Origin of the sequence: Pseudomonas sp. FEMGT703P, from assembly GCF_002786345.1 — a bacterium.
Classification (GTDB): domain Bacteria; phylum Pseudomonadota; class Gammaproteobacteria; order Pseudomonadales; family Pseudomonadaceae; genus Aquipseudomonas; species Aquipseudomonas peli.
In genome coordinates this window covers 34,557-55,763 of sequence record NZ_PGCM01000010.1, presented here as the reverse complement: position 1 = coordinate 55,763, position 21,207 = coordinate 34,557, and the positions used below count along the sequence as shown (strand labels likewise).

Annotated in this window: 23 protein-coding genes; 12 read left to right on the top strand and 11 right to left on the bottom strand. The window is 58.6% G+C overall.

Going from position 1 to position 21,207, the window contains the following annotated elements; genetic code table 11:
- Nucleotides 1-568: 568 nt before the first annotated feature.
- Complete coding sequence (locus CUR33_RS13715; RefSeq protein ID WP_289240004.1) at nucleotides 569-1,852, top strand: OprD family porin; 1,284 nt, start codon at nucleotides 569-571, stop codon at nucleotides 1,850-1,852.
- 65 nt (nucleotides 1,853-1,917) lie between these two features.
- Here CUR33_RS13715 and CUR33_RS13710 read toward each other — a convergent pair whose 3' ends face one another.
- Entirely contained in the window at nucleotides 1,918-2,325 is a 408-nt protein-coding gene (locus CUR33_RS13710; protein WP_289240371.1) for a PaaI family thioesterase, read from the bottom strand.
- A gap of 116 nt (nucleotides 2,326-2,441) precedes the next feature.
- Here CUR33_RS13710 and CUR33_RS13705 point away from each other — a divergent pair, with 116 nt between their 5' ends.
- Genes CUR33_RS13705 through CUR33_RS13695 form a run of 3 tightly spaced genes read left to right on the top strand, consistent with a single transcriptional unit; the run spans nucleotide 2,442 to nucleotide 5,717 of the window.
- Nucleotides 2,442-4,157 carry a proline--tRNA ligase gene (locus tag CUR33_RS13705; RefSeq protein WP_282876261.1) on the top strand — a complete coding sequence of 572 codons (1,716 nt, stop codon included), beginning with the start codon at nucleotides 2,442-2,444 and terminating at the stop codon, nucleotides 4,155-4,157.
- Between the two features lie 26 nt (nucleotides 4,158-4,183).
- The gene (locus CUR33_RS13700; protein WP_289240003.1) at nucleotides 4,184-5,137 is read left to right on the top strand and encodes a hypothetical protein; all 954 of its coding nucleotides are present in this window, start codon (nucleotides 4,184-4,186) and stop codon (nucleotides 5,135-5,137) included.
- A 7-nt stretch (nucleotides 5,138-5,144) separates the two neighbouring features.
- A complete protein-coding gene (locus CUR33_RS13695) occupies nucleotides 5,145-5,717 on the top strand; it encodes a transglycosylase SLT domain-containing protein (protein ID WP_448703168.1) in 573 nt (190 codons plus the stop codon).
- 6 nt (nucleotides 5,718-5,723) lie between these two features.
- On the opposite strand, the gene CUR33_RS13690 is transcribed toward CUR33_RS13695, so the two are convergent.
- Both CUR33_RS13690 and CUR33_RS13685 read right to left on the bottom strand, forming a co-directional pair.
- Nucleotides 5,724-5,999 (bottom strand): acylphosphatase, encoded by a 276-nt coding sequence (locus CUR33_RS13690; protein ID WP_289240002.1) that lies wholly within the window; start codon nucleotides 5,997-5,999, stop codon nucleotides 5,724-5,726.
- Between the two features lie 3 nt (nucleotides 6,000-6,002).
- A complete protein-coding gene (locus tag CUR33_RS13685; protein ID WP_289240001.1) occupies nucleotides 6,003-6,482 on the bottom strand; it encodes a TlpA disulfide reductase family protein in 480 nt (159 codons plus the stop codon).
- A gap of 30 nt (nucleotides 6,483-6,512) precedes the next feature.
- On the opposite strand from CUR33_RS13685, the gene CUR33_RS13680 reads away from it, so the two are divergent.
- Together CUR33_RS13680 and CUR33_RS13675 are read left to right on the top strand one after the other, a co-directional pair.
- Nucleotides 6,513-7,922: a PilZ domain-containing protein gene (locus tag CUR33_RS13680; protein WP_289240000.1), complete on the top strand. Its 1,410-nt coding sequence runs from the start codon at nucleotides 6,513-6,515 to the stop codon at nucleotides 7,920-7,922.
- 138 nt (nucleotides 7,923-8,060) lie between these two features.
- Nucleotides 8,061-8,453: a hypothetical protein gene (locus CUR33_RS13675; RefSeq protein WP_289239999.1), complete on the top strand. Its 393-nt coding sequence runs from the start codon at nucleotides 8,061-8,063 to the stop codon at nucleotides 8,451-8,453.
- Nucleotides 8,454-8,502: 49 nt separating this feature from the next.
- Here the strand turns inward: CUR33_RS13675 and CUR33_RS20740 are convergent, their stop codons facing one another.
- Nucleotides 8,503-8,724: a hypothetical protein gene (locus CUR33_RS20740; RefSeq protein ID WP_448703167.1), complete on the bottom strand. Its 222-nt coding sequence runs from the start codon at nucleotides 8,722-8,724 to the stop codon at nucleotides 8,503-8,505.
- 167 nt (nucleotides 8,725-8,891) lie between these two features.
- Entirely contained in the window at nucleotides 8,892-10,121 is a 1,230-nt protein-coding gene (locus CUR33_RS13665; protein ID WP_090252557.1) for a virulence factor BrkB family protein, read from the bottom strand.
- Between the two features lie 107 nt (nucleotides 10,122-10,228).
- Between CUR33_RS13665 and arsC the strand changes: the two genes are divergently transcribed.
- From arsC to CUR33_RS13650, 3 genes are read left to right on the top strand one after another with little or no spacing between them, the layout of a single operon-like run.
- Nucleotides 10,229-10,582, top strand: coding sequence for an arsenate reductase (glutaredoxin) (gene arsC / locus CUR33_RS13660; protein ID WP_289239998.1), 354 nt, complete (start codon nucleotides 10,229-10,231; stop codon nucleotides 10,580-10,582).
- A complete protein-coding gene (gene wrbA / locus CUR33_RS13655; RefSeq protein WP_289239997.1) occupies nucleotides 10,579-11,184 on the top strand; it encodes an NAD(P)H:quinone oxidoreductase in 606 nt (201 codons plus the stop codon). The genes arsC and wrbA overlap by 4 nt, the downstream gene beginning before the upstream one ends.
- Nucleotides 11,177-11,587 carry a DUF2069 domain-containing protein gene (locus CUR33_RS13650; protein WP_090252548.1) on the top strand — a complete coding sequence of 137 codons (411 nt, stop codon included), beginning with the start codon at nucleotides 11,177-11,179 and terminating at the stop codon, nucleotides 11,585-11,587. Before wrbA ends, CUR33_RS13650 begins: the two co-directional genes overlap by 8 nt.
- Before the next feature lie 52 nt (nucleotides 11,588-11,639).
- Here CUR33_RS13650 and hda read toward each other — a convergent pair whose 3' ends face one another.
- The 3 genes from hda to CUR33_RS13635 all read right to left on the bottom strand — a co-directional run bounded on the left by hda (nucleotide 11,640) and on the right by CUR33_RS13635 (nucleotide 14,603).
- The gene (gene hda / locus CUR33_RS13645) at nucleotides 11,640-12,344 is read right to left on the bottom strand and encodes a DnaA regulatory inactivator Hda (RefSeq protein WP_090252546.1); all 705 of its coding nucleotides are present in this window, start codon (nucleotides 12,342-12,344) and stop codon (nucleotides 11,640-11,642) included.
- On the bottom strand, nucleotides 12,341-13,432 hold the full coding sequence (locus tag CUR33_RS13640) for an AI-2E family transporter (protein ID WP_090252543.1): 1,092 nt from the start codon (nucleotides 13,430-13,432) through the stop codon (nucleotides 12,341-12,343). Before CUR33_RS13640 ends, hda begins: the two co-directional genes overlap by 4 nt.
- Before the next feature lie 121 nt (nucleotides 13,433-13,553).
- Complete coding sequence (locus CUR33_RS13635; protein ID WP_289239996.1) at nucleotides 13,554-14,603, bottom strand: DUF2066 domain-containing protein; 1,050 nt, start codon at nucleotides 14,601-14,603, stop codon at nucleotides 13,554-13,556.
- Nucleotides 14,604-14,914: 311 nt separating this feature from the next.
- Here CUR33_RS13635 and purM point away from each other — a divergent pair, with 311 nt between their 5' ends.
- From purM to CUR33_RS13620, 3 genes are read left to right on the top strand one after another with little or no spacing between them, the layout of a single operon-like run.
- Nucleotides 14,915-15,973, top strand: coding sequence for a phosphoribosylformylglycinamidine cyclo-ligase (gene purM, locus CUR33_RS13630; RefSeq protein ID WP_289239995.1), 1,059 nt, complete (start codon nucleotides 14,915-14,917; stop codon nucleotides 15,971-15,973).
- Nucleotides 15,973-16,623: a phosphoribosylglycinamide formyltransferase gene (gene purN / locus CUR33_RS13625; RefSeq protein WP_289239994.1), complete on the top strand. Its 651-nt coding sequence runs from the start codon at nucleotides 15,973-15,975 to the stop codon at nucleotides 16,621-16,623. Before purM ends, purN begins: the two co-directional genes overlap by 1 nt.
- Nucleotides 16,624-16,636: 13 nt before the next feature.
- Nucleotides 16,637-17,353, top strand: coding sequence for a DUF3108 domain-containing protein (locus CUR33_RS13620; protein WP_289239993.1), 717 nt, complete (start codon nucleotides 16,637-16,639; stop codon nucleotides 17,351-17,353).
- Nucleotides 17,354-17,430: 77 nt separating this feature from the next.
- Here CUR33_RS13620 and CUR33_RS13615 read toward each other — a convergent pair whose 3' ends face one another.
- The 3 genes from CUR33_RS13615 to relA form a co-directional block, all read right to left on the bottom strand.
- Nucleotides 17,431-17,970 (bottom strand): DUF2058 domain-containing protein, encoded by a 540-nt coding sequence (locus CUR33_RS13615; protein ID WP_090252530.1) that lies wholly within the window; start codon nucleotides 17,968-17,970, stop codon nucleotides 17,431-17,433.
- A 70-nt stretch (nucleotides 17,971-18,040) separates the two neighbouring features.
- On the bottom strand, nucleotides 18,041-18,871 hold the full coding sequence (mazG, locus tag CUR33_RS13610; protein WP_289239992.1) for a nucleoside triphosphate pyrophosphohydrolase: 831 nt from the start codon (nucleotides 18,869-18,871) through the stop codon (nucleotides 18,041-18,043).
- 27 nt (nucleotides 18,872-18,898) lie between these two features.
- Nucleotides 18,899-21,142: a GTP diphosphokinase gene (gene relA / locus CUR33_RS13605; protein WP_160087591.1), complete on the bottom strand. Its 2,244-nt coding sequence runs from the start codon at nucleotides 21,140-21,142 to the stop codon at nucleotides 18,899-18,901.
- Nucleotides 21,143-21,207 lie beyond the last annotated feature (65 nt).

Below are 21,207 nucleotides of genomic sequence, written 5' to 3'. Positions count from 1 at the left end.
ATAGACAGCACACCCCAATACCACCCCAAACAAGTGCACCAAAACTGTTCCCTTCGGTAATCCTCACAGAACAGCCTCCTGCCGCACCACAAGCGCAAGACAGCAAGCAATTGAAAACAGAACAGAATCAGCCCAGAAAAACGCCTATCAGCCCCATAAAAAACAGATGGAACCGCTGAAAAACCTGACGTAAACCGACGCAACCCCCGAAAATCTTGATGTGAAAGATCGAATCGAAGATAAAAATTCAGATTTTATGGTTTTGTGCACGACTATTGCTAAGCAAACTGTGACGAATCGACCTGCACCGTTTGGCAGCCCATGCGACCAACATTCAGGCGAAAAAATCCGTCAGCTTTGACTGTGATCACGCCCAGTGCATCTACAAAAATGCGACATGACTCATAAGCTTTTGCGACACAGCCGTGAAGAAATCGTAATGAATAGATTGCAACTATCGCCAACATTGGCAGCGTGCTATAAGTTACCGCTGACACAAAAAGAAAGAGTCGTCCATATAACAACCAGCCGGACGGCGCAACTTTTCTAAACCAAAGGAGCAATCACGATGCAAGTGATGAAGTGGAGCGTAATCGCCCTCGCAGTAGCAGCGGGCACCACCCAAATGGCAGTGGCTTCCAGCCAGTCCGAATCCAAGGGCTTTATTGAAGACAGCAGCTTCAATATCTTCAACCGCGCTCTGTACCATAACCGTGACTACAAAAACGGCGCAGACACTACCACCGACAAAGCTTCAAGCGAGCGCAATGGTTACAGCGAAGAGTTCGGTCTGGGCATTCGCTTGATGTATGAGTCTGGCTTCACTCAAGGCACCGTCGGTGTGGGTGTAGACGCTCACTCTCTTAGCAGCATCAAGCTGGACACCGGCAAAGGCCGTGCAGGTATTGGCCAATTTTCTAAGAATGGCGCAGGCGAAGCTGAGGACACTCAGAGTGAAGTCGGTGGTGCAATCAAATTCCGTATCTCTGATACCGTGCTGAAATATGGTAATCAGATTGTCGCCAGCCCTGTTTTCTCTACCGACGATGCCCGCATTCTGCCTGAAGTAGCTACAGGTACTTTGGTAACCAGCAACGAAATCGAAGGCCTGGAACTGACCGCTGGTCGTTTCACAGCCATCAGCCGTCAAACAGCCACAGGCCGTGATGGTCGCGAACTGACTGAAGCCAATATTGTTGGTGCCAGCTACAGTTTCACTGAGAACTTCAGCGGTGCAATTCATGCTTCCGACGTCGAAGATCATCTCAAAAAGAAATACATCAACCTGAACTACAACCTGCCACTCGCAGAAGAACAGGCTCTGAACTTTGATTTCAACGCGTACAAAACTGACGACGACGGCCGCAAACTATCCGGTGAAATCGACAACAAGATTTGGAGCTTAGCAGCCGCTTACTCCCTCGGGGCTCACACCTTCACTGTCGCCCACCAGCGTTCGTCCGGCGACACTTCCTATAACTACGGCATTGACGGCGGCGGTACAATCTACCTCGCAAACTCCATTCAATACTCCGACTTTGATCGTAAAGATGAGCGCTCTTGGCAAGCTCGTTACGACATCGACATGGAGACCTATGGCGTGCCTGGCCTGAGCTTTATGGCTCGCTACGTAACCGGCGACAACATCGACTACGGCGTTGGCGTTGATGAAGGTGAAGAGAACGAATTCAACTTCGAAACCAAGTATGTAATCCAAGAAGGTGCAGCCAAAGACCTGTCGTTCCGTGTTCGTAGCGCTATTTACCGCGCTAACAACTCGCAGAATGCCAACTACGGCTCCGACAACAACGATTTCCGTCTGATCGTTGAATACCCACTGAGCGTTCTGTAATTCAGACCGTTTAGCAGGTAAAGAAAGCCCGACCTAGGTCGGGCTTTTTCTTATCTGCTGAAAACTTACAATGGCAACGCATAAGTCCCCGTTACATGCGCCACCAACTCTTCTTCATTCCCCTGCGAATACACAGATACTTCGCAAACAGCCTGTCTGCGACTCAATCTCAATATCCGTGCTTCGGCTAACAGATCAACTGGTTTGGGTTTAACCAGAAAGTTGATGTTCAAATTTGATGTCACCGCCATCTCTACCCGCCCGAGACTGCCCAGCACCACTGCATACATTGCCGCATCTGCCAGGGCCATGATGGTCGGTCCGGACAAGGTGCCACCTGGGCGAATCAGCTTGCTGTGAAATGGCACTCGGGCGAGCGCCCCATCGCCGTCCAGCCGATCGATACACAAGTTGATATCTTCCGCCATCGGCAATCCTGCTCGAATCAGCGCCTGAACCTGCTCTGCCGTCAATATCGACACACTCCCCTCCTTTATATAAGCGTACGCCTGCATCCTGTACGCATCTGTATAGGCACCGTACAATGCGGGCCATTCAAAATCTCTTGCAACCGACAGAACAGCCAAATATGCGTACCAGCCAGTTCCTGCTCTCGACTCTGAAAGAAACCCCATCCGATGCCGTGGTGATCAGCCATCAGCTGATGCTGCGTGCCGGCATGATCCGCAAGCTGGCTTCCGGTTTGTACACCTGGCTACCTATGGGCCTGCGTGTGCTGCGCAAGGTTGAGAAGGTCGTGCGCGAGGAAATGAATGCCGCTGGCGCGCTGGAAGTGCTGATGCCCGGCATTCAGCCTGCAGAGCTGTGGCAGGAGTCCGGCCGCTGGGAGCAGTACGGCCCAGAGCTGTTGCGCATGAAAGATCGTCACGGCCGCGATTTCTGCGCCGGCCCGACCCATGAAGAAGTGATCACCGATCTGGCTCGTAATGAGCTGAACAGCTATAAGCAGTTACCGATCAATCTGTATCAGATCCAGACCAAGTTCCGCGATGAAATCCGTCCGCGCTTCGGCTTGATGCGTGGTCGCGAATTCATCATGAAGGACGCCTACTCCTTCCACGTTGACCAGGCTTCGCTGCAGGAAACCTATGACCGCATGCACCAGGCCTACTGCAATGTATTTACCCGCCTGGGTCTGAACTTCCGCCCCGTGCAGGCTGATACCGGCTCGATCGGTGGTACTGGCTCCCACGAGTTCCACGTACTGGCCGACTCCGGCGAAGACGATATCGCCTTCAGCGACAGCTCCGACTACGCCGCCAACATCGAGAAGGCCGAAGCGGTTCCGCGCGAGAACAGTCGCGGCGCGGCAACTGAAAACATGCGCATGGTTGAAACACCGGACACCAAGACCATTGACGCACTGGTACAAGGCTTTGGCCTGGCCATCGAGAAAACCATCAAGACCCTGATGGTGCACGGCGCCAAGAAAGGCACCCTGGTTGCCTTGATCGTGCGCGGCGACCACGAACTCAATGAAATCAAGGCCGCCAACCTGGAGCTGGTTGCCAGCCCATTGGTTTTCGCCAACGAAACCGAAATTCGCGCAGCCATTGGCGCCGGCCCTGGCTCGCTAGGCCCGGTCAACCTGCCAATCCCGTGCATCATCGACCGCTCGGTTGCTCTGATGAGCGACTTCGCTTCTGGCGCCAATATCGACGACAAGCACTATTTCGGCGTGAACTGGGAGCGCGACCTGCCGCTGCCGGAAGTGGCCGACCTGCGTAACGTGCTGGCCGGCGACCCGAGTCCGGATGGCAAAGGCACCCTGGAAATCAAGCGCGGCATCGAAGTCGGGCATATCTTCCAGTTAGGCACCAAGTACAGCGAAGCGCTGAATTGCCAGGTGCTCGGCGAAAACGGCAAGCCGGTCACACTGACCATGGGCTGCTATGGCATCGGCGTTTCCCGCGTAGTGGCGGCCGCTATCGAGCAGAACAATGATGACCGCGGCATTCTCTGGAATGACGCCCTCGCGCCTTTCCATATCGCCCTGGTGCCGCTGCGTTACGAAACTGATGCCGTGCGCGAAGCCACCGACAAGCTGTATGCCGAGCTTACCGCTGCCGGTTTCGAAGTACTGCTCGATGACCGTGACAAAAAGACCAGCCCGGGCATCAAATTCGCGGATATGGAACTGATCGGCATCCCGCATCGCATCGTAGTAAGCGATCGCGGCCTGGCCGAAGGCAACCTGGAGTATAAGAGCCGCAAGGAAACTGAAGCCCAGGCGGTACCTGTCGCCGATATCCTGAGCTTTATCCAGGCCCGCATCAGCCACTGATCTCAGCCCCTTTAGCAAGAGTCGTCATGTTCAAGCGAAACACCCTCAGCCTCATCGCCACCCTTGTGGGTGGCTGTCTGCTACTCAGCGGTTGCGCCAACCAGTTGCCGCAACGTAGCGAGCATGAGGAGCGCGTCGAGCGCAAATTGCTCGATCACAGTCTGCAGATTGATGTCGGTGAACCACGTGTCTTGGAGCTGCCACAGCGCCGAGTACGCGTGCATGAGCAGAAAACCTTTGAGGTCACAGCGTTTGACGTGACACGTCGCTATGACCGCTACACCCCCTATCAGCCCTGGCGTGAGCTGTATGAAGTGCCATTGGGAGCACTGGCGGTCGTTGGCGGCATCGGTGCCAATGCACTCAATGTTGTATTGCTCGGCAGCCTGCCGGATACCGTCACCAAGGAGTGGATCAGCTACGGCTTTGCCGGGCTCAATCCGGCAATGAACGTTGAATCCAACGGTCGCTCGCAGCAGAGCCTCGCCAGCCTTGAAGAGCACCGTCAAGATGCACGCCTGGAGTATTCCAGCCTGCCATGGGCCGAGCGCCCTGTGCGCGTTAAAGCCGGCGAACAAATCCATGAACTGCTCACCGACCGTAACGGCATCCTGCGCCTGAACCTGCTCGACAGCCCGTTTGCCGAAGAGGACGTAACGCGTGTCAGCACTCTGCTGCTGACGGTTGAAGATGATCAGGGCTCAGCGCGTGCTGATGCCTCCCTGTTAGTCAGCCGCACCTTGCGCGGCAAGCTTCAAGAAGCTCACGAGCTGATTTACAACGATCTGGAAGGCGACGATGTGGCTCAGTGGGTACACCGGGTTAAACGTCTTTCCGAGCTGGGGCTTGAGGAAGAAGCCAGTGAACTGGAGCAGAGCCTGATCGAGCTGACGCGCAACGATCCGGAACTGCAGAAAATCTTCCTGCAGGCCCTAACCAAAGACGCCGGCCGCCTGGTTGCCGACCCTGGCAACGACTGACACATTCGTGCGGCAGCGCCTGATCTGCGCCGTACTAAGCCTGCTGCTCTGCGGTGCGGCGTATGCCGACGTGCGTCAGGCGCCTGAGCCGGAACTGCGCGCGCTGCTGCAACAGACCGTGGCCCAGGCGGACAGCTTTCAGGATCGTTTCGAGGCCGAAGTCTGGCTGCTGGATATGTCCACACGCCTGCGCCGCTATATTCCGGATGCTGAGGAGCGCCTGAGCCTGCTGCGGCTCGTGCATCGTGAAGCCAGCAAGGCGGGCTTACGTCCTGATTTAGTGATTGCACTGATTCATGCCGAAAGCCATTTCGACCGTTTCGCCATCTCATCCGTTGGCGCTCAAGGCATGATGCAAGTGATGCCTTTTTGGAAAGCCGAACTGGGCCGGCCGCAAGATAACCTCACTGACACGGCCACTAACCTGCGCTATGGCTGCACCATCCTCAGCTTCTATCTGCGCAAGGAAAACGGCGATCTGAACCGGGCGCTGGCACGCTACAACGGCAGCCTGGGCAAGCACACCTACTCCGCCAAGGTGGTCAGTTTCTGGCACGACTTCTGGTACGTCAAACCCTGAGCTTATTTAGCGGCGTACGATAAATCCGGCGATCCCCTGCAACGCATGATTTTGCAGTTCTAACTGGGTTACGTCGGCAGCCTCAGGCCCCTGCTCTAACCAGCTTGCCAGTTCAGCTACAGCAGCCTCATCGCCTTCAAACAGCACTTCGACCCGACCGTCAACCAAGTTACGCACCCAGCCGTCCAGATCCAGACGCTCAGCGTGCGTTGCAGTCGCGTGACGAAAACCGACACCCTGTACGCCACCGCTGACGTAACCATGCTTGCAAATGCGCGCCACGACTTAGCCCTCCGCCTTGAGTGCAGCCAAGCGAGCCGTTAAACCAGCCGCCGTCTGTTCACCCAGTAAGCGCTCACGCATGCGCCCCTGATCGTCAACGATGTACGTCACCGGCAACACCTCGGCACGCGGCAACTGATAGCGCTCGGCCGGGTCCTGCGCCAACACCGTAAACGTAATGCCCATATCTTGCGCGGCCTTACTGAGTTTCTCGCCCTGCAACGCGTCGAAATTCACCCCAAGCACCTGTACAGACTGTTCCTTGAGTTGTTTCTCCAAGGCATTGAGTTCAGGAATCTCGGTACGGCAGGGTGCACACCACTGCGCCCAGTAATTAATCACTAACCACTGGCCTTCCAGGCGCTCAACCGCTACCTTTCGTCCATATTGATCGACACCAATGTCTTCAGCGCAGCCGGCCAGAATCAGACCTATGCCTAGACCTGCAACAGCACGAATGATCGCCTGGAAATGCACTGCCATGCATTCGCTCCCTGATTCAATAAGGTTGATATGACGTTAGATGCCTTGCGCCTGGAAGTGCCAGACATCCTCGAAACCGAGGTCGCGCCATTGGCCGATCTCAACGAGCAACTGGCTCAGGCTCGCTTACAACCCGCAGAACTGGCCTTGCAACAGGCACTAAGCCTGCTCTTCAAGCTCAACCGAAGCGCCATGACCTTACTCGAAAGGCAGCGCGCACTGCAAAGCTTCAGCGACCAGTACCGGCATTACAGCAAGGCCTATCAAGGCGAGAATCCCCCCACGGCATTATTCGTACACCTGTGCAGTGAATTGGCCATCGGTTTCAAACGCCTGCTCCTACAAATCCTGCAAGGCCGCCAGCCCTCACGTCCGCACCTGGCTTGGTGCTTGTATATGGCCCAGCACTTTCTCGCACAGAGCCTGCTGCGCCACTACCAGTTGTATCAGGAGCCACCGCCCAGCCTATGGCGCGACAGCCACCTGCTGTACTGGATCGGCGAACATCAAAATTGCCTGGATGAGCCAGTGGCGGCAGCGTTTACACCGCAACCGGCAAACACCATGCGCGGCATCTACCAGCAGATGCTGCTGCTTGCACTGAGCAACCCGTTTCACCTTGCCGATGGCGAATGTGCGCTGCTGTTCGGCGCCCTATCGCCGCTGGCGGAACTCGCGCGCTTACTGCCCTGGGATGAGGACGATGAGATCGAAGGGCCGACCATCGACCTGACCGAGGCGCAGCCCTGCCTGAGCTATGCACAAACGCCAGAAGGCAGTGTCGACTATCTACGCCGCTTCGAACTGGGCGCCTTGTTAGTGGCGCTGCATGAGCCAGCGCCATTGCAAAGCAAAGCGGAACGCCAACTGCTCGAGCGTGTGCAACAGCATTGGCTCGGGCGCCAGCAACGTCGGCATACCCGTGCCGACCATAGCTCTGAATGCAGCCTGGCGGTCGGTTTACCGGCTATTCATGCGCAGCTACTGGAACAACGGCCTTTGCGCACCTGCGCACAAATGCTTGATGCCAGCGCGGGCGGCGCACGTTTGCTGTGCAATGCCGATCAGGCCGCGCAGCTGTCGGTTGGCCAACTGGTGTTGCTGATCACCGGCAGCGATACGCCCACCCTGGCCCTGGTGCGATGGCGCCATCTCAACAGCGAAGGTCTGCACCTGGGCCTGCGCTACCTTAAAGGCTTGCCGCGCTCGGTCTGGTTACGCCGCGCCCCCAGTGCCCAGACCCACCCCGGCGTCCTGCAGAGCACACCTGCACCAGGCAACGGCTGGCATCATGGGTTATGGCTGCCTAATGGACAGTTTGTTGAAGGGGAGAATGTCTGGCTGCAACTGGCCAGCGCGCACAACCAGGCGATCCTGCCATTGCCGCCCGCCAATCTGGTTACCGCATCAGTCACCCGCTACCCAATGCAGCTGGCATAGACACTGGTACCAACACGCTAAAAGTGCGAGAAAGGTCACGCCGAACGTCGGCAGAGCGCACAGTTTCATCGGATGGCCCGCGCTTATACTTGCTCGCACTTACGCTTGCTGCGATCCGTTATTAGCCTGGAACACACCATGACCCAAGCCCTCGATAAGTTGGTCGGCCCCGTGCCATCTGCCATCGTCAACCTCGCCCGCTTACAGGTCACTCCATACGAAGGGCGCGTCGCTGAGTTCAACGTAGCCGCCTGGCTGCACCTGCCAGGGCTGGCCAACCTGCCCGTATCCCTGTTGATCAGCTACCGCGATGGCAACACCCGCCGCGAAGTGATGGTCGACCATGGCAACGTCAACCAGCACAGCAAAATCCTGCTATCCAGCGTGGCTCGCCTGCCTGTGAAGCAGAAGGTTGAAGAGATGCAGGTGCGCCTGCGCTCTGCCGTACCAGCGACCAGCCTGGTGGTTGAGGAGTTGTTTGTACAAGCCGTCGAATTGCCCCAAACCGATAGCCGCCAAGCACTCGCCTGATAGCACTCAGCGATACACAAACCCCGCGCACCGACGCGGGGTTTTGCATTCAGCGCGAGAGCATTCCTGCCGGCCCGCAAGTGGCATCGGAATCTTTCTGGACTGGGGTTTCAGGTGAGCTCGAGACGATTGAAGGCTCAGGTGGGCTGGAATTGACCAACGACTGCGGCCAGCTGCTGAAGCGCAGGCCAGTAATGCGATTGAGGCGCTCAAGGGCCTCTTGCGGGTCACGCTGATACAAATGAATCACTTTGCCGTTAGTGGCTGTCATAACGCCTTCACACTCCGCCAATCCCTGCCCTGCTGGCAACCTGATCGCTATCTGCAGGACAGATAGCCAGAAGCGTGCCAGCTTCCCTTTAACCGCGTTTGGCGACCTTCATGGTCACCAGTGCCATCATGCGCCACCAGTTCAGCGCCGCAAACTGACGTTTTACGTCATGTTGCAGCGTCAGCCTCTACCTGCAACCACGTCGCCAGGTCCTCACCAAATAGCGCCGTTTGCTCTTCTTGCAACTTCATCAAGCCATTGCGCAGCGCTGGATACCAGGCTTCGTCAAGCTGTTCGGGTAGATTCTCAGCCCTAGGCAACGGCCAAGGACTGTGGCTGAGCAGTTGTTGCAGCGAATAATGGCCAAGATCGCGGCTCAATACCCAGGAACCGGAACCGGTCGGGGCAATCAGTTTCTGCTGCTCGAGAAACACCAAAATCTCTTCCCATTCATGTTCCGCCAACGACCAGCCCTGACGCTGCACGTCCAGCAAGCGCACTTTCAAACCCGACTGCTGACGCTCATAGAACACCCGCAAGACGCCAAGCGCCATCAACAAGCGTGGTATTGCGCGCTTGCGCCATTGCTGGGAAAACCCCAGGTTGCAGACCAGCTCAGCGCCAAACAGCACAATCAACCAGGACAGATAGATCCACAACAGAAACAGCGGCACCGTGGCAAAGGCCCCGTAGATCAGCTGATAACCGGGAAACAGGCGCACATACAGGCCGAATAGCATCTTCGCCACTTCGAACAACACCGCTGCAAATAAGCCCCCCAGCAACGCATGGCGAACTGGTACCTGTGCATTCGGCACCGTTGCATAGAGCAAGGTGAATGCGGCCACACTGAATACCAGCGGCATGAATTTCAGCAAGGCCTGCGCCCCAAGCAAAGCATCCGGACCCGAGATCAGCGACAGTGACGTGAAGTAGGTGCTGATGGCAAAGCCACCGCCCAGCAGCAGCGGGCCCAGGCTGAGGATCGCCCAGTACAGCAAAAAGCTCGACACCCCCCGGCGCGGCTGACGCACACGCCAGATGGTGTTGAAGGTTTTCTCGATCGTCACCAGCATCCAGAACGCCGTCGCAGCCAATACTGCTACACCAATCCAGGTCAACTGGCGCGCCTGGGTAGTGAAGTCACGCAGGTATTGCTGCAGGGTCTCGCCTGCTGAGGGCACAAAATTTCGGAAGATAAAGCTCTGAATCTGCTCGCCGGTATCCTGGAACGCCGGAATAGCCGAGAGCATGGAAAAGGTCACTGTCATCATCGGCACCACCGCAAACAGGGTGGTGTAGGTCAAGGCCGCCGCATTGCTGGTGCCTTGGTCGGCGATAAAGCGCTGCAACAGAAAACGCCAGAACTCCAACAGGTTGTTAACACGTTGCAGCATGCCCTCTCCTTAGCCATTTGCATCCCGACAACCTGACTCACAAGCGCAGGCGGGAATGCTGTTAGCGGTTAGAATAGCCGCCATCGAAGGTAATCGGCGACCCGAACATGACCGCTATGACGCTTTACCATAACCCGCGCTGCTCGAAATCACGCAGTGCATTGCAATTACTGGAAGACCGCGGGCTCAGCCCAACCATCTTGCGCTACCTGGAAACACCGCTGAGCGCCGATCAGCTGCAGGCACTGTTGGATAAGCTCGGCATCCGCGCACGGCAGCTACTGCGCACGGGTGAAGATGAATACAAGGCTCTCGGCCTGAGCGACCCGCAACTGACTGACACACAGCTGATCGCGGCCATGGCCAGCCAGCCCAAACTGATTGAACGCCCCATTCTGGTCGTTGGAGACAAAGCCGTCATCGGTCGCCCACCTGAAAATGTTCTGGAGATTCTGCCGTGAGCACACCCTACATCCTGGTGCTGTACTACAGCCGCCATGGCGCCACTGCTGAAATGGCCCGCCAGATTGCACGCGGCGTAGAAATGGGTGGCCTCGAAGCGCGTGTACGCACCGTGCCTGCTGTCTCCAGCGAATGCGAAGCAGTGGCCGCGGATATCCCGGCAGAAGGCGCCTTGTACGCCAGCCTGGATGACCTAAAGAACTGCGCCGGCCTGGCACTCGGCAGCCCGACCCGTTTCGGCAATATGGCCGCGCCGCTCAAGTACTTCCTCGATGGCACCAGCGGCCTGTGGCTGACCGGCGGCCTAGTCGGCAAGCCGGCCGGCGTGTTCACCTCCACCGCCAGCCTACACGGCGGCCAGGAAACCACCCTGCTGTCGATGCTGCTGCCCCTGCTGCACCACGGCATGCTGATCACCGGGCTGCCTTACAGCGAAGCTGCGCTGCTGGAAACCCGAGGCGGCGGTACGCCTTACGGTGCTAGCCACCATGCCGGTGCCGATGGCAAACGCACCCTCGATGAACATGAAACAGCCCTGTGCCGCGCACTCGGTCAACGCCTGGCGCAAACCGCTGCAAAACTGGAGAACACCCGTGGCTAAAACCGCAAAACCACTGCCGACCCTGGAGTGGCTAGAGCCGCGCCTTAGCATCAGCCGCATCGCCAGCCTGCTGAGCTTTTTTGGCCTGGGCGCATTACTGCTGGTGTGGAACCTATGGTTCGCCAATGTTCCAGGAAAACTTCTCTGGGTGATCCTTGGCGTACAGCTCGCCCCGCTGCTTTTACTCGCCCCTGGTCTGATCCTCGGCAACGCTCGCGCCCACGCCTGGGCGTGCTTTGTGGTGAATCTGTATTTTATTCAGGGCGTTCTTGCGGCCTTCGACCCGAGCAAAGCGCTGTACGGCTGGCTACTGACAGGGCTGAGCTTCAGCTTGTTCTGCGCAGCACTGATGTTTACCCGCTGGCGCTTTCAGTACGAGCGCAAGTTGGCAGGGGAAAACTAAGATAAACGCTGAGCCTGGCTGCACGCAGGCTCAGCGTTATATGGCGGGAGCTTTACCAGCCGAGGGTTTCTTTCAGGAAGGGAATGGTCAGCTTGCGCTGAGCCTGCAATGACGCCTGATCCAGGCGCTCAAGCAAATCGAACAAAGCGCTCATGCTGCGCTCACCACGAGTCAGGATAAAACGCCCGACTTCATCACTCAGGTGCAAACCGCGACGCGAAGCCCGCAGTTGCAGAGCACGCAGTTTGTCCTCATCGGAGAGTGACTGCAGCTGGAATACTAGTGCCAAAGTCAGGCGTGATTGCAGGTCCGCCAGCTGCACCGGCAATTCGCGCGGTGAAGTGCTGGCGCCCAGCAACAGACGCCGACCGCTGTCGCGTAGACGATTGAACAGGTGAAACAGCGCTTCTTCCCAGTCGCTGCGCCCGGCCACCGCATCCAGATCATCCAGACAGACCAGTTCGCACTGCTCCAGATTGTCCAGTAGCGCCGGGCCGTACTCGACCACCTCAGCCAGCGGCAGATACACCGCCGGCTCGCCGCGCTGCTCAAAGCGCAAACACGCCGCCTGCAACAAGTGACTACGCCCTACACCCTCGCCGCCCCACAGATAAATCAGGCTTTCCGTCCAGCCAGCATCCGCTTCACACAAACGCTCGACATAGCCCAACGCCGCAGCATTGGCTCCAGGGTAGTAATTGGCGAAAGTGGCATCATCACGTAGACGCACACCTAAAGGCAGTTGTATGGGTGTCATGCTGGGTTGGGCGGCTCGTCGGAACCGTTGGCTGGCTCACCGTAAAGATCGGAAAGTTTATAGAAATCATGCAGATGACGCACTAACACCATGATCACCGCTGCCACTGGCAAAGCCAGAAGGATGCCGGTAAAGCCGAACAGTTGGCCGCCGGCCATGATGGCGAAGATCACTGCGACCGGATGCAGGCCGATGCGGTCGCCCACCAGCATCGGTGTCAGCAGCATGCCTTCGAGCATTTGCCCGACGATAAAAACTGCAGCGATGGCCACCAGTGGGTAAGGGTCCATGCCGAACTGAAACAGGCCGGCCGTCAATGCCGCACCGATGCCGACCACCACGCCCAAATACGGCACGATGCTGGCAAGACCTGCCAGTACGCCGATCAGTAGCCCGAGTTCCAGGCCAATCACCATCAGCCCGGTGGCATACATTACACCTAGCGCCAGCATCACCAGTAACTGACCGCGCAGGAAAGCGCCGAGTACTTCGTGGCACTCACCGAACAGCTGCACAACCAGGCCTTCACGGCCGCGCGGCAGCAGGCTACGCAGCTTGGCGACCATCAGGTCCCAGTCGCGCATCAAGTAGAAGCTCACCACCGGAATCAGCACCAGGTTCGCCAGCCAAGCCAGCAGAGCCAGGCCTGAAGAGGTGGCCGTGGACAGCAGCATGCCGACGATATCGGTGGTTTTACCCAACTGCCCGGACAACGCGGTTTTCAGTTGATCAAAACGCCAGAAGCCTTCACTCAGGCCCAACTTGAGTTGAACCCATGGCAGGGCTTGATTCTGTGCCCAGTCAAGCATCTCCGGGATCAACTCGTACAAGCGCACCAGCTGCTTGCCCAGCATGGGCACCAATACCAGCAGCAAGATGGCCATGATCAGGGTGATAAGTGCAAAGACCACCACCACGCCCCAGGTCCTCGAGAGTTTCCATCGCTCCAGACGGTCGACCAGCGGGTCGCCCATATAGGCCAGCAGAACGCCGATCAGAAACGGCGAGAGAATCGGCGCCAGCAGGTACAACAGGCCGCACAGCAGCAGTGCCGCGACTATCCATATCCAACGGTGCGAATCGATCATGCCCAGCGCTCCATATGCCAACGTTTTATCCAGAAATACTAAACCCGAGGCCCGTTACATAAGAAAACCGCAGCTCGATAGCTGCGGTTTTCAAATCAGGGACCGGAGTAATTGCCGCAGTCTACCAGCGAAACCTCAGCACATTTTCAGGCGCCACCACTGCGGAAGCGGGCTCAGCCGCAGTAGCCGGCGGCGTAACCGACTGGCTGGCGTCAACCACTGGGGCTTCTGCTGGCACTTCCTGCAAGCGCGCCAGGCCCAGTTGCGCACGCAACTGCTCGGGATTGGCATTGACCGCAAAGGTCAGTGTATCGCCCTGCACCTTGCGCAGTTGCGCCGCGAACGGCTCAAGAATGCGCTGCAGCTCGGCGTAACGCGCCAGGTCAACGCCCTGCACTTCTACGGTCAGACCACTGGCCGCGCCGGCGGCGACAATAAAGCGTGGTGCCAGACGTTGGTTGACCGCCAACAGAATGGCATCGGCCAACGCGGCTTGATCGGCACCCTGCACAGTACCCTGCTCCCGCTCATCGCCCAGCCAAAGGCGCCACTCGGCCTGCCATGTTCCGTTTGCTTCGCGTGCCACAACTGCCAGCAAAGCATCGGTGGCGTAGCGTTCGGAGGCTTCACGCAGGGCAGCCGGATCATTCGCCGTAAGGTTTTCCGGCACCGCAACCAGTTGCTCGGCAAGGTCAGCCAACGGCAGACGCAGTGGTAGGCCACGGTGCTGCGCGGCTTGATTGAACGGCTCAGCAGCGGCCTGGCCATCACCGAGCAGGCGGCTGCCATCACTGGCATCGCTCAACCACCACAGCAGAATGCTCGGACGATTCGCGCCCCACAGCGCCAGGCCCGCCTGACGCAGGCTGCGGTCAGTGCTCAGCGGGTCAAAATCGACCAACAGTTTGTCGCCTTCATAGCCGTATTGACTGACGATCTGTTGCGGATCCTTGCGCAGCGCCGCCAGCGCCGGGTTATGAGTCGCATCGGCTTTGCCGGTCAGGCGCACCACGAGGGTATCCAGCGCGCGGCTCAGGGCAGCAGCACGTTCTTCCGGTTGCTGACTGCTGACCGCTTCGCGGACTTGGTACAGATCACTTACCGGCGCGGCAAACGCCGGCAGGCCGGACAGCGACAAACAGATTAGAAGCAGGCGAGCGGTCAAACGCATGGATGAATTCTCGACGGACGGAAAGTGGCGCGCAGGCCAGGTTTAACAACAGTTGTGACCAACCCACACCACATAAGGAAGGCCGCGGTGGCTCAAGAGTGCGAGTTTATGTGCTGTTAAGGCGCATTCCAAAGCCCTTTTCAACCGCAGATAGCCAACAACAGCCAGATTTCGAGCTTAAACAGCCGCCCCAACAGCCGCAACCTTAGCGGGTGGCCGCTGCCGGGTAAGCCTGATAAAATCGCGCGCCTTCGCAGACCGCCGCCATAAGCGGTGGTGCCAATCCGAATTTCCCCTAAAGGCCTGGATCTATGAGCAAGCAACCCTCCATCAGCTACAAGGACGCAGGTGTAGATATCGACGCAGGCGAAGCCCTGGTCGAACGCATCAAAGGCGTTGCCAAGCGCACCGCGCGTCCGGAAGTCATGGGTGGGCTGGGTGGCTTCGGCGCCCTGTGCGAGATCCCGGCGGGCTACAAGCAACCGGTGCTGGTTTCCGGTACTGACGGCGTCGGCACCAAGCTGCGCCTGGCGCTGAACCTGAACAAGCACGACAGCATCGGCCAGGACCTGGTCGCCATGTGCGTCAACGACCTGGTGGTGTGTGGCGCCGAGCCGCTGTTCTTCCTCGACTACTACGCCACCGGCAAGCTTAATGTCGATGTAGCAGCCACAGTAGTCACTGGCATTGGCGCCGGCTGCGAACTGGCGGGCTGCTCGCTGGTTGGCGGTGAAACCGCTGAAATGCCGGGCATGTACGAAGGTGAAGACTACGACCTGGCCGGCTTCTGCGTCGGTGTGGTGGAAAAAGCCGAAATCATCGACGGCTCGAAAGTCGCCACTGGTGACGCGCTGATCGCCCTGCTGTCCTCCGGCCCGCACTCCAACGGCTACTCGCTGATTCGCAAGATCATCGAAGTGTCGGGCACTGAAATCGAAACCACCCAGGTCGACGGCAAGCCGCTGACCGACCTGCTGATGGCGCCGACCCGCATTTACGTCAAACCGCTGCTCAAACTGATCAAGGACACTGGCGCAGTCAAAGCCATGGCCCACATCACAGGTGGTGGTCTGCTCGACAACATCCCGCGCGTGCTGCCAAAAGGCGCACAAGCCGTGGTCGACGTGGCCAGCTGGACTCGCCCAGCGGTCTTCGACTGGCTACAGGAAAAAGGCAATGTGGATGAGCACGAGATGCATCGCGTACTCAACTGCGGCGTCGGCATGGTTATCTGCGTGGCCCAGGATCAAGTCGACATCACCCTGCAAACCCTTACCGCTGCTGGCGAGCAGCCTTGGGTGATCGGCCAGATCGGTGAAGCCGCCGAAGGTGCTGCTCAGGTCGTGCTGAACAACCTGAAACAGCACTAATGTCGGCACAGTGTAATGTGGTGGTGCTGATCTCCGGCTCCGGCAGCAACCTGCAGGCGCTGATCGACAGCATCGCCCATGACGGCAATCCGGCACGTATCAGCGCGGTGATTTCCAACCGCGCCGATGCCTATGGCCTGGAGCGCGCAAAACAAGCCGGCATAGCCACCGCCGTGCTCGACCACAAGCAATTCGACGGCCGCGAAGCCTTCGACGCTGCGCTGGTCGAGGCGATTGATGCGTTTAATCCGCAACTTGTTGTACTGGCCGGGTTTATGCGCATCCTGACGCCCGGCTTCGTTCGTCACTACACCGGACGCCTGCTGAATATCCACCCTTCCTTGCTGCCGAAATACAAAGGTCTGCACACCCATCAGCGGGCGCTGGAAGCGGGTGACAGCGAACACGGCTGCAGCGTGCACTTCGTCAGCGAGGAACTCGATGGCGGACCACTGGTCGTACAGGCAGTGGTACCGGTACAGTCGGATGACTCGCCCAGCAGCCTCGCGCAGCGCGTACACGAGCAAGAACATGTGATTTACCCGCTGGCCGTGCGCTGGTTTGCCGAAGGCCGTTTGCAGCTGGCCGCGCAGGGGGCGATGTTGGACGAGCAACTGTTACCGAGCACTGGACAGCTAATTCGAACGTAATCAAGGAGACACCATGGGTCGCGCCTTACTGTTCGCACTGACACTTTTGAGCCTGCCGGCACTGGCCGTCGAGCTGAAACCCTTCTCCGCAAGCTACACCGCCGACTGGAAGCAACTGCCCGTCAGCGGCAGCGCCGAACGCAGCCTTGAAGCGCTGGATAACGGCGTATGGAAGCTGAACTTCGAAGCCTCCATGCTGGTCGCCAGCCTGACCGAACAAAGCACTCTGCGCGTGGATAAAGAAGTCTTCCTGCCGCAGACTTACCTGTATGAACGCAACGGTCTGGGCAAGGGCAAGAAGATCGAGCACGACTTCGACTGGAGCGCCAAACAGGTCATCGGCAGTGATCGCGACACCCCGGTGCGCCTGCCGCTGAACCGTGGCCTGCTGGACAAGTCGACCTACCAACTTGCCCTGCAATATGACGTGGCCGCCGGCACCAAGAGCATGAGCTACCAGGTGGTCGATGGCGACGAAGTGGAAACCTACGATTTCCGCGTGCTGGGTGAAGAAACTGTGCGTACCAAAGCTGGCCTGATCGACGCCATCAAGGTAGAACGCGTACGCGATCCGACACAAAGCAGCCGCAAGACCATCCTCTGGTTCGCCAAAGATTGGGAGTTCCTGCTGGTACGCCTGCATCAGGTCGAGAAAGACGGCAAGGAATACCAGATCATGCTCAAGGACGGCACCGTCGACGGCAAAGCCGTTGAAGGCCGCCAGGACTGAGTTAGTCCGATGAAAAAAGCCGAGCTAAGTGCTCGGCTTTTTTGTGGGCGGGTGTCCGTGGGTGAAACTAGGCGCCATTACCACATCAGATCATCTGGCACCTGATAGGCCGCGTACGGATCATCGGCATCCGGCGCTTCGGTTGGGGTATTGAGCAGCACCACGCGTTGAGGATCACGCTCCTGAATCTTCAGTGCGGCTTCACGCGGGATCACTTCATAGCCGCCGCCGTGGCGGACGATGGCCAGCGAGCCACTGCTGAGTTTGTTGCGCACCAAGGTGTTCACCGATAGACGTTTGACCTTCTTGTCGTCGACAAAGTTGTAGTAATCCTCGGTGGTCAGCTTGGGAAGACGCGAGACTTCAATCAGTTGCTTGATCTGCGCGGCTCGGGCCTTCTGCTCGATCTTTTCCTGCTGCTGACGGTTCAGTTCCTGGTCACGTGCGGCTTTCTCAGCCATGGCCTGCTGGGCGGCAAGCTTTTGCGATTCGTCCTTCTCGGCCTGACCTTTATGCACCAGGCGCTGTTGTTTCTGCTGCTGCTTGCCGGCCTGCTTGGCCTGCTTTTCATTGACCAGCCCGGCTTTGAGCAGCTGATCGCGTAGTGAGAGAGCCATAACCTACCTTTCCAACCATCAATTTAAAGCGGGCGTGCCCACCATCAGCGCGCAGACTGCACCCGCACAATCAGCAACTCGGGGTCAGCTTTTCCAGTTTTTTGGCTTCGCCCCAGAGCGCGTCCAATTCATCCAGGGCGCAATCTTCCATGTTGCGCCCCACTTCGCGCAATGCCTGCTCGATAAAACGAAAACGCCGCTCGAATTTGGCGTTGGCTGCACGCAGGGCAGTTTCCGGATCGACCTTCAGGTGCCGCGCCAGGTTGCTGACCACAAACAGCAGATCGCCGATCTCCTCGCTAATCGCCTCAGGGTCGTTCTCGCTCATGGCTTCGAGCACTTCATCCAATTCTTCGCGCACCTTGTCGACCACCGGCAAGGCCTCGGGCCAATCGAAACCGACCAGGGCAGCGCGCTTCTGCAGCTTGATTGCCCGGCTTAACGACGGCAGCGCCGCGGGCACATCGTCGAGCAGCGAGAGTTGCTCGGGAGCGGCGGCTTTATCGGCGCGTTCCTCGGCCTTGATCTCTTCCCAACGCTGCTTGACCGCGGCCTCTTCCAGCTTGGCCACGTCCACAGCGCCATACAGATCGCCATCGGGGAACACATGGGGATGACGGCGAATCAGCTTGGTGGTGATGCCATCGACCACTTGGGCAAACTCGAAGCGCCCTTCTTCGCGCGCCAGCTGGCTGTAATACACCACCTGAAACAGCAGGTCGCCCAGCTCACCCGGCAGATGATCGAAGTCACCGCGTTCGATGGCATCGGCCACCTCGTACGCCTCTTCGATCGTATGCGGCACAATCGTCGCGTAGTTCTGCTTGAGATCCCACGGGCAACCATGCTGCGGGTCACGCAGCCGGGCCATAAGGTGCAGCAGGTCGTCCAGTTGGTACATGGCAAATCCAGTTAGATCGTAATCGCCTCAGGAAACCCGATGGCGACGGGCTTCGATGATATTGGGCAGTTGACTGATACGCCCCAACAAGCGCCCAAGCGCATCGAGCCCCGGAATCTCCACGGTGATCGACATGGACGCGGTGTTGTCGTCCTTGTTCGAGCGGGTATTCACCGCCAGCACATTGAGCTTCTCGTTGAGTAGCACCTGGGTCACGTCACGCAGCAGGCCAGAACGGTCGTAGGCCTTGATGATGATTTCCACCGGGTAGGTCTGCACCGGCACCGGGCCCCAGTTGACCTGGATAATCCGCTCCGGCTCGCGCCCAGCCAGTTGCAGCACCGAGGCGCAGTCCTGACGGTGGATGCTCACGCCACGACCCTGGGTGATATAGCCGACAATCGGATCGCCCGGCAGCGGCTGGCAGCAACCGGCCATTTGCGTCAGCAGGTTGCCGACGCCCTGAATCTGGATATCGCCGCGTTTGCCCGGTTTGAAGCCCAGCGCCTTGCGTGGAATCAACTCCAACTGCTCGTTGACTCGATCCGGCTCGACCAGCTGCTGCGCCAGGTTAACCAGCTGCGCCAGGCGCAAGTCACCGGCACCGAGGGAGGCGAACAAGTCCTCGCTGGTCTTCATATTGGCCTTCTCGGCCAGTTTTTCGAAGTCCACATGCGGCAACGCCAGGCGCTGCAGCTCACGCTCCAACTGGACCTTACCGGCCGCGACATTCTGGTCGCGGTCCTGCAGTTTGAACCAGTGGACGATCTTCGCCCGCGCCCGCGAGGTGGTGACATAACCAAGGTTGGAGTTCAGCCAGTCGCGGCTTGGCGTGCCATGCTTGCTGGTGATGATCTCCACCTGCTCGCCGGTCTGCAGGCTGTAGTTGAGCGGCACGATGCGCCCGTTAATCTTCGCGCCACGGCAGTTGTGGCCGATCTCGGTGTGCACGCGGTAGGCAAAATCCAGCGGCGTGGCGCCCTTGGGCAGGTCGATGGCGTGACCGTCCGGAGTGAACACATAGACCCGGTCCGGCTCAATATCCACGCGCAGCTGTTCGGCCAGACCGCCGATATCGCCCAGCTCTTCGTGCCATTCGAGCACCTGACGCAGCCAGGAAATCTTCTCTTCGTAATGATTGGAGCTGGCTTTAACGTCGGTGCCTTTGTAACGCCAGTGCGCGCACACGCCCAGTTCGGCCTCCTCATGCATGGCCTGGGTGCGGATCTGCACTTCCAGCACCTTGCCTTCCGGGCCGAGCACGGCGGTGTGCAGCGAGCGGTAGCCGTTTTCCTTGGGGTTGGCGATGTAGTCGTCAAACTCCTTGGGAATGTGCCGCCACAGGGTGTGCACAATACCGAGGGCGGTGTAGCAATCGCGCACTTCCGGCACCAGCACGCGCACCGCGCGCACGTCGTAAATCTGGCTGAACTGCAGACCCTTGCGCTGCATTTTGCGCCAGATCGAATAGATGTGTTTGGCCCGCCCGCTGATGTCGGCTTTGACCCCGGTGGCCTCCAGCTCAACGCGCAACTGACCCATCACTTCATTGATGTAATGCTCACGGTCCAGCCGGCGCTCGTGTAGCAGTTTGGCGATCTGCTTGTACTGCTCAGGCTCCAGATAGCGGAACGACAGGTCTTCCAGTTCCCACTTGATGTGGCCGATGCCCAGGCGGTGAGCCAACGGGGCGTAGATGTCGAACACCTCGCGGGCCACGCGCTGACGTTTCTCATCATCGGCTTCTTTAACCGCGCGGATCGCGCAGGTGCGCTCAGCCAGCTTGATCAGCGCCACGCGCACGTCATCGACCATCGCCACGAGCATCTTGCGCAGGTTTTCCACCTGCGCCTGGGAGCCGAGCACCAGGGAATCACGCGGATTCAAGGATGCGCTGATTGCCGCCATGCGCAGCACGCCCTCGACCAGTTTGGCCACCACCGGGCCGAAACGCTGATGCACCAGCGCCAAGGGCACCTTGCCTTCGCGCACGCAGCGGTAGATTACGGCTGCGACCAGGGAGTCCTGATCGAGCTTGAGGTCGGCGAGAATTTCGGCGATTTCCAGACCGGAGCGAAAACTCGACGCGCCCTCGGTCCACAGATTCTTCGCGGCATTGGCCTGCTGCTCAGCCTCGCGGGCGAATTCGCAGGCCTCGCGCAGGGCTTCGCGATCCAGTGCCGGATCGACACTCAGCACATGCCCGAGCCAGGCTTCAAGGTTGATGCTGCCGTCATCGTTGATCGGCTGATGCGCTCTGACCTGAACCATCTTGCTTACCTTCCCTACGGTGCGCGGCATGCACACCGAACAGTCGCCGCCTTCTATGAGCCGGT

Excerpts from the sequence above, each read along its gene's own strand:
- CUR33_RS13715 (WP_289240004.1), top strand. The coding sequence starts at position 569 with ATGCAAGTGATGAAGTGGAGCGTAATCGCCCTCGCAGTAGCAGCGGGC.
- CUR33_RS13705 (WP_282876261.1), top strand. The coding sequence starts at position 2,442 with ATGCGTACCAGCCAGTTCCTGCTCTCGACTCTGAAAGAAACCCCATCC.
- CUR33_RS13700 (WP_289240003.1), top strand. The coding sequence starts at position 4,184 with ATGTTCAAGCGAAACACCCTCAGCCTCATCGCCACCCTTGTGGGTGGC.
- CUR33_RS13685 (WP_289240001.1), bottom strand. The coding sequence starts at position 6,482 with ATGGCAGTGCATTTCCAGGCGATCATTCGTGCTGTTGCAGGTCTAGGC.
- CUR33_RS13680 (WP_289240000.1), top strand. The coding sequence starts at position 6,513 with ATGACGTTAGATGCCTTGCGCCTGGAAGTGCCAGACATCCTCGAAACC.
- CUR33_RS13675 (WP_289239999.1), top strand. The coding sequence starts at position 8,061 with ATGACCCAAGCCCTCGATAAGTTGGTCGGCCCCGTGCCATCTGCCATC.
- CUR33_RS20740 (WP_448703167.1), bottom strand. The coding sequence starts at position 8,724 with ATGACAGCCACTAACGGCAAAGTGATTCATTTGTATCAGCGTGACCCG.
- CUR33_RS13665 (WP_090252557.1), bottom strand. The coding sequence starts at position 10,121 with ATGCTGCAACGTGTTAACAACCTGTTGGAGTTCTGGCGTTTTCTGTTG.
- arsC (WP_289239998.1), top strand. The coding sequence starts at position 10,229 with ATGACCGCTATGACGCTTTACCATAACCCGCGCTGCTCGAAATCACGC.
- hda (WP_090252546.1), bottom strand. The coding sequence starts at position 12,344 with ATGACACCCATACAACTGCCTTTAGGTGTGCGTCTACGTGATGATGCC.
- CUR33_RS13640 (WP_090252543.1), bottom strand. The coding sequence starts at position 13,432 with ATGATCGATTCGCACCGTTGGATATGGATAGTCGCGGCACTGCTGCTG.
- CUR33_RS13635 (WP_289239996.1), bottom strand. The coding sequence starts at position 14,603 with ATGCGTTTGACCGCTCGCCTGCTTCTAATCTGTTTGTCGCTGTCCGGC.
- purM (WP_289239995.1), top strand. The coding sequence starts at position 14,915 with ATGAGCAAGCAACCCTCCATCAGCTACAAGGACGCAGGTGTAGATATC.
- purN (WP_289239994.1), top strand. The coding sequence starts at position 15,973 with ATGTCGGCACAGTGTAATGTGGTGGTGCTGATCTCCGGCTCCGGCAGC.
- CUR33_RS13620 (WP_289239993.1), top strand. The coding sequence starts at position 16,637 with ATGGGTCGCGCCTTACTGTTCGCACTGACACTTTTGAGCCTGCCGGCA.
- CUR33_RS13615 (WP_090252530.1), bottom strand. The coding sequence starts at position 17,970 with ATGGCTCTCTCACTACGCGATCAGCTGCTCAAAGCCGGGCTGGTCAAT.
- mazG (WP_289239992.1), bottom strand. The coding sequence starts at position 18,871 with ATGTACCAACTGGACGACCTGCTGCACCTTATGGCCCGGCTGCGTGAC.
- relA (WP_160087591.1), bottom strand. The coding sequence starts at position 21,142 with ATGGTTCAGGTCAGAGCGCATCAGCCGATCAACGATGACGGCAGCATC.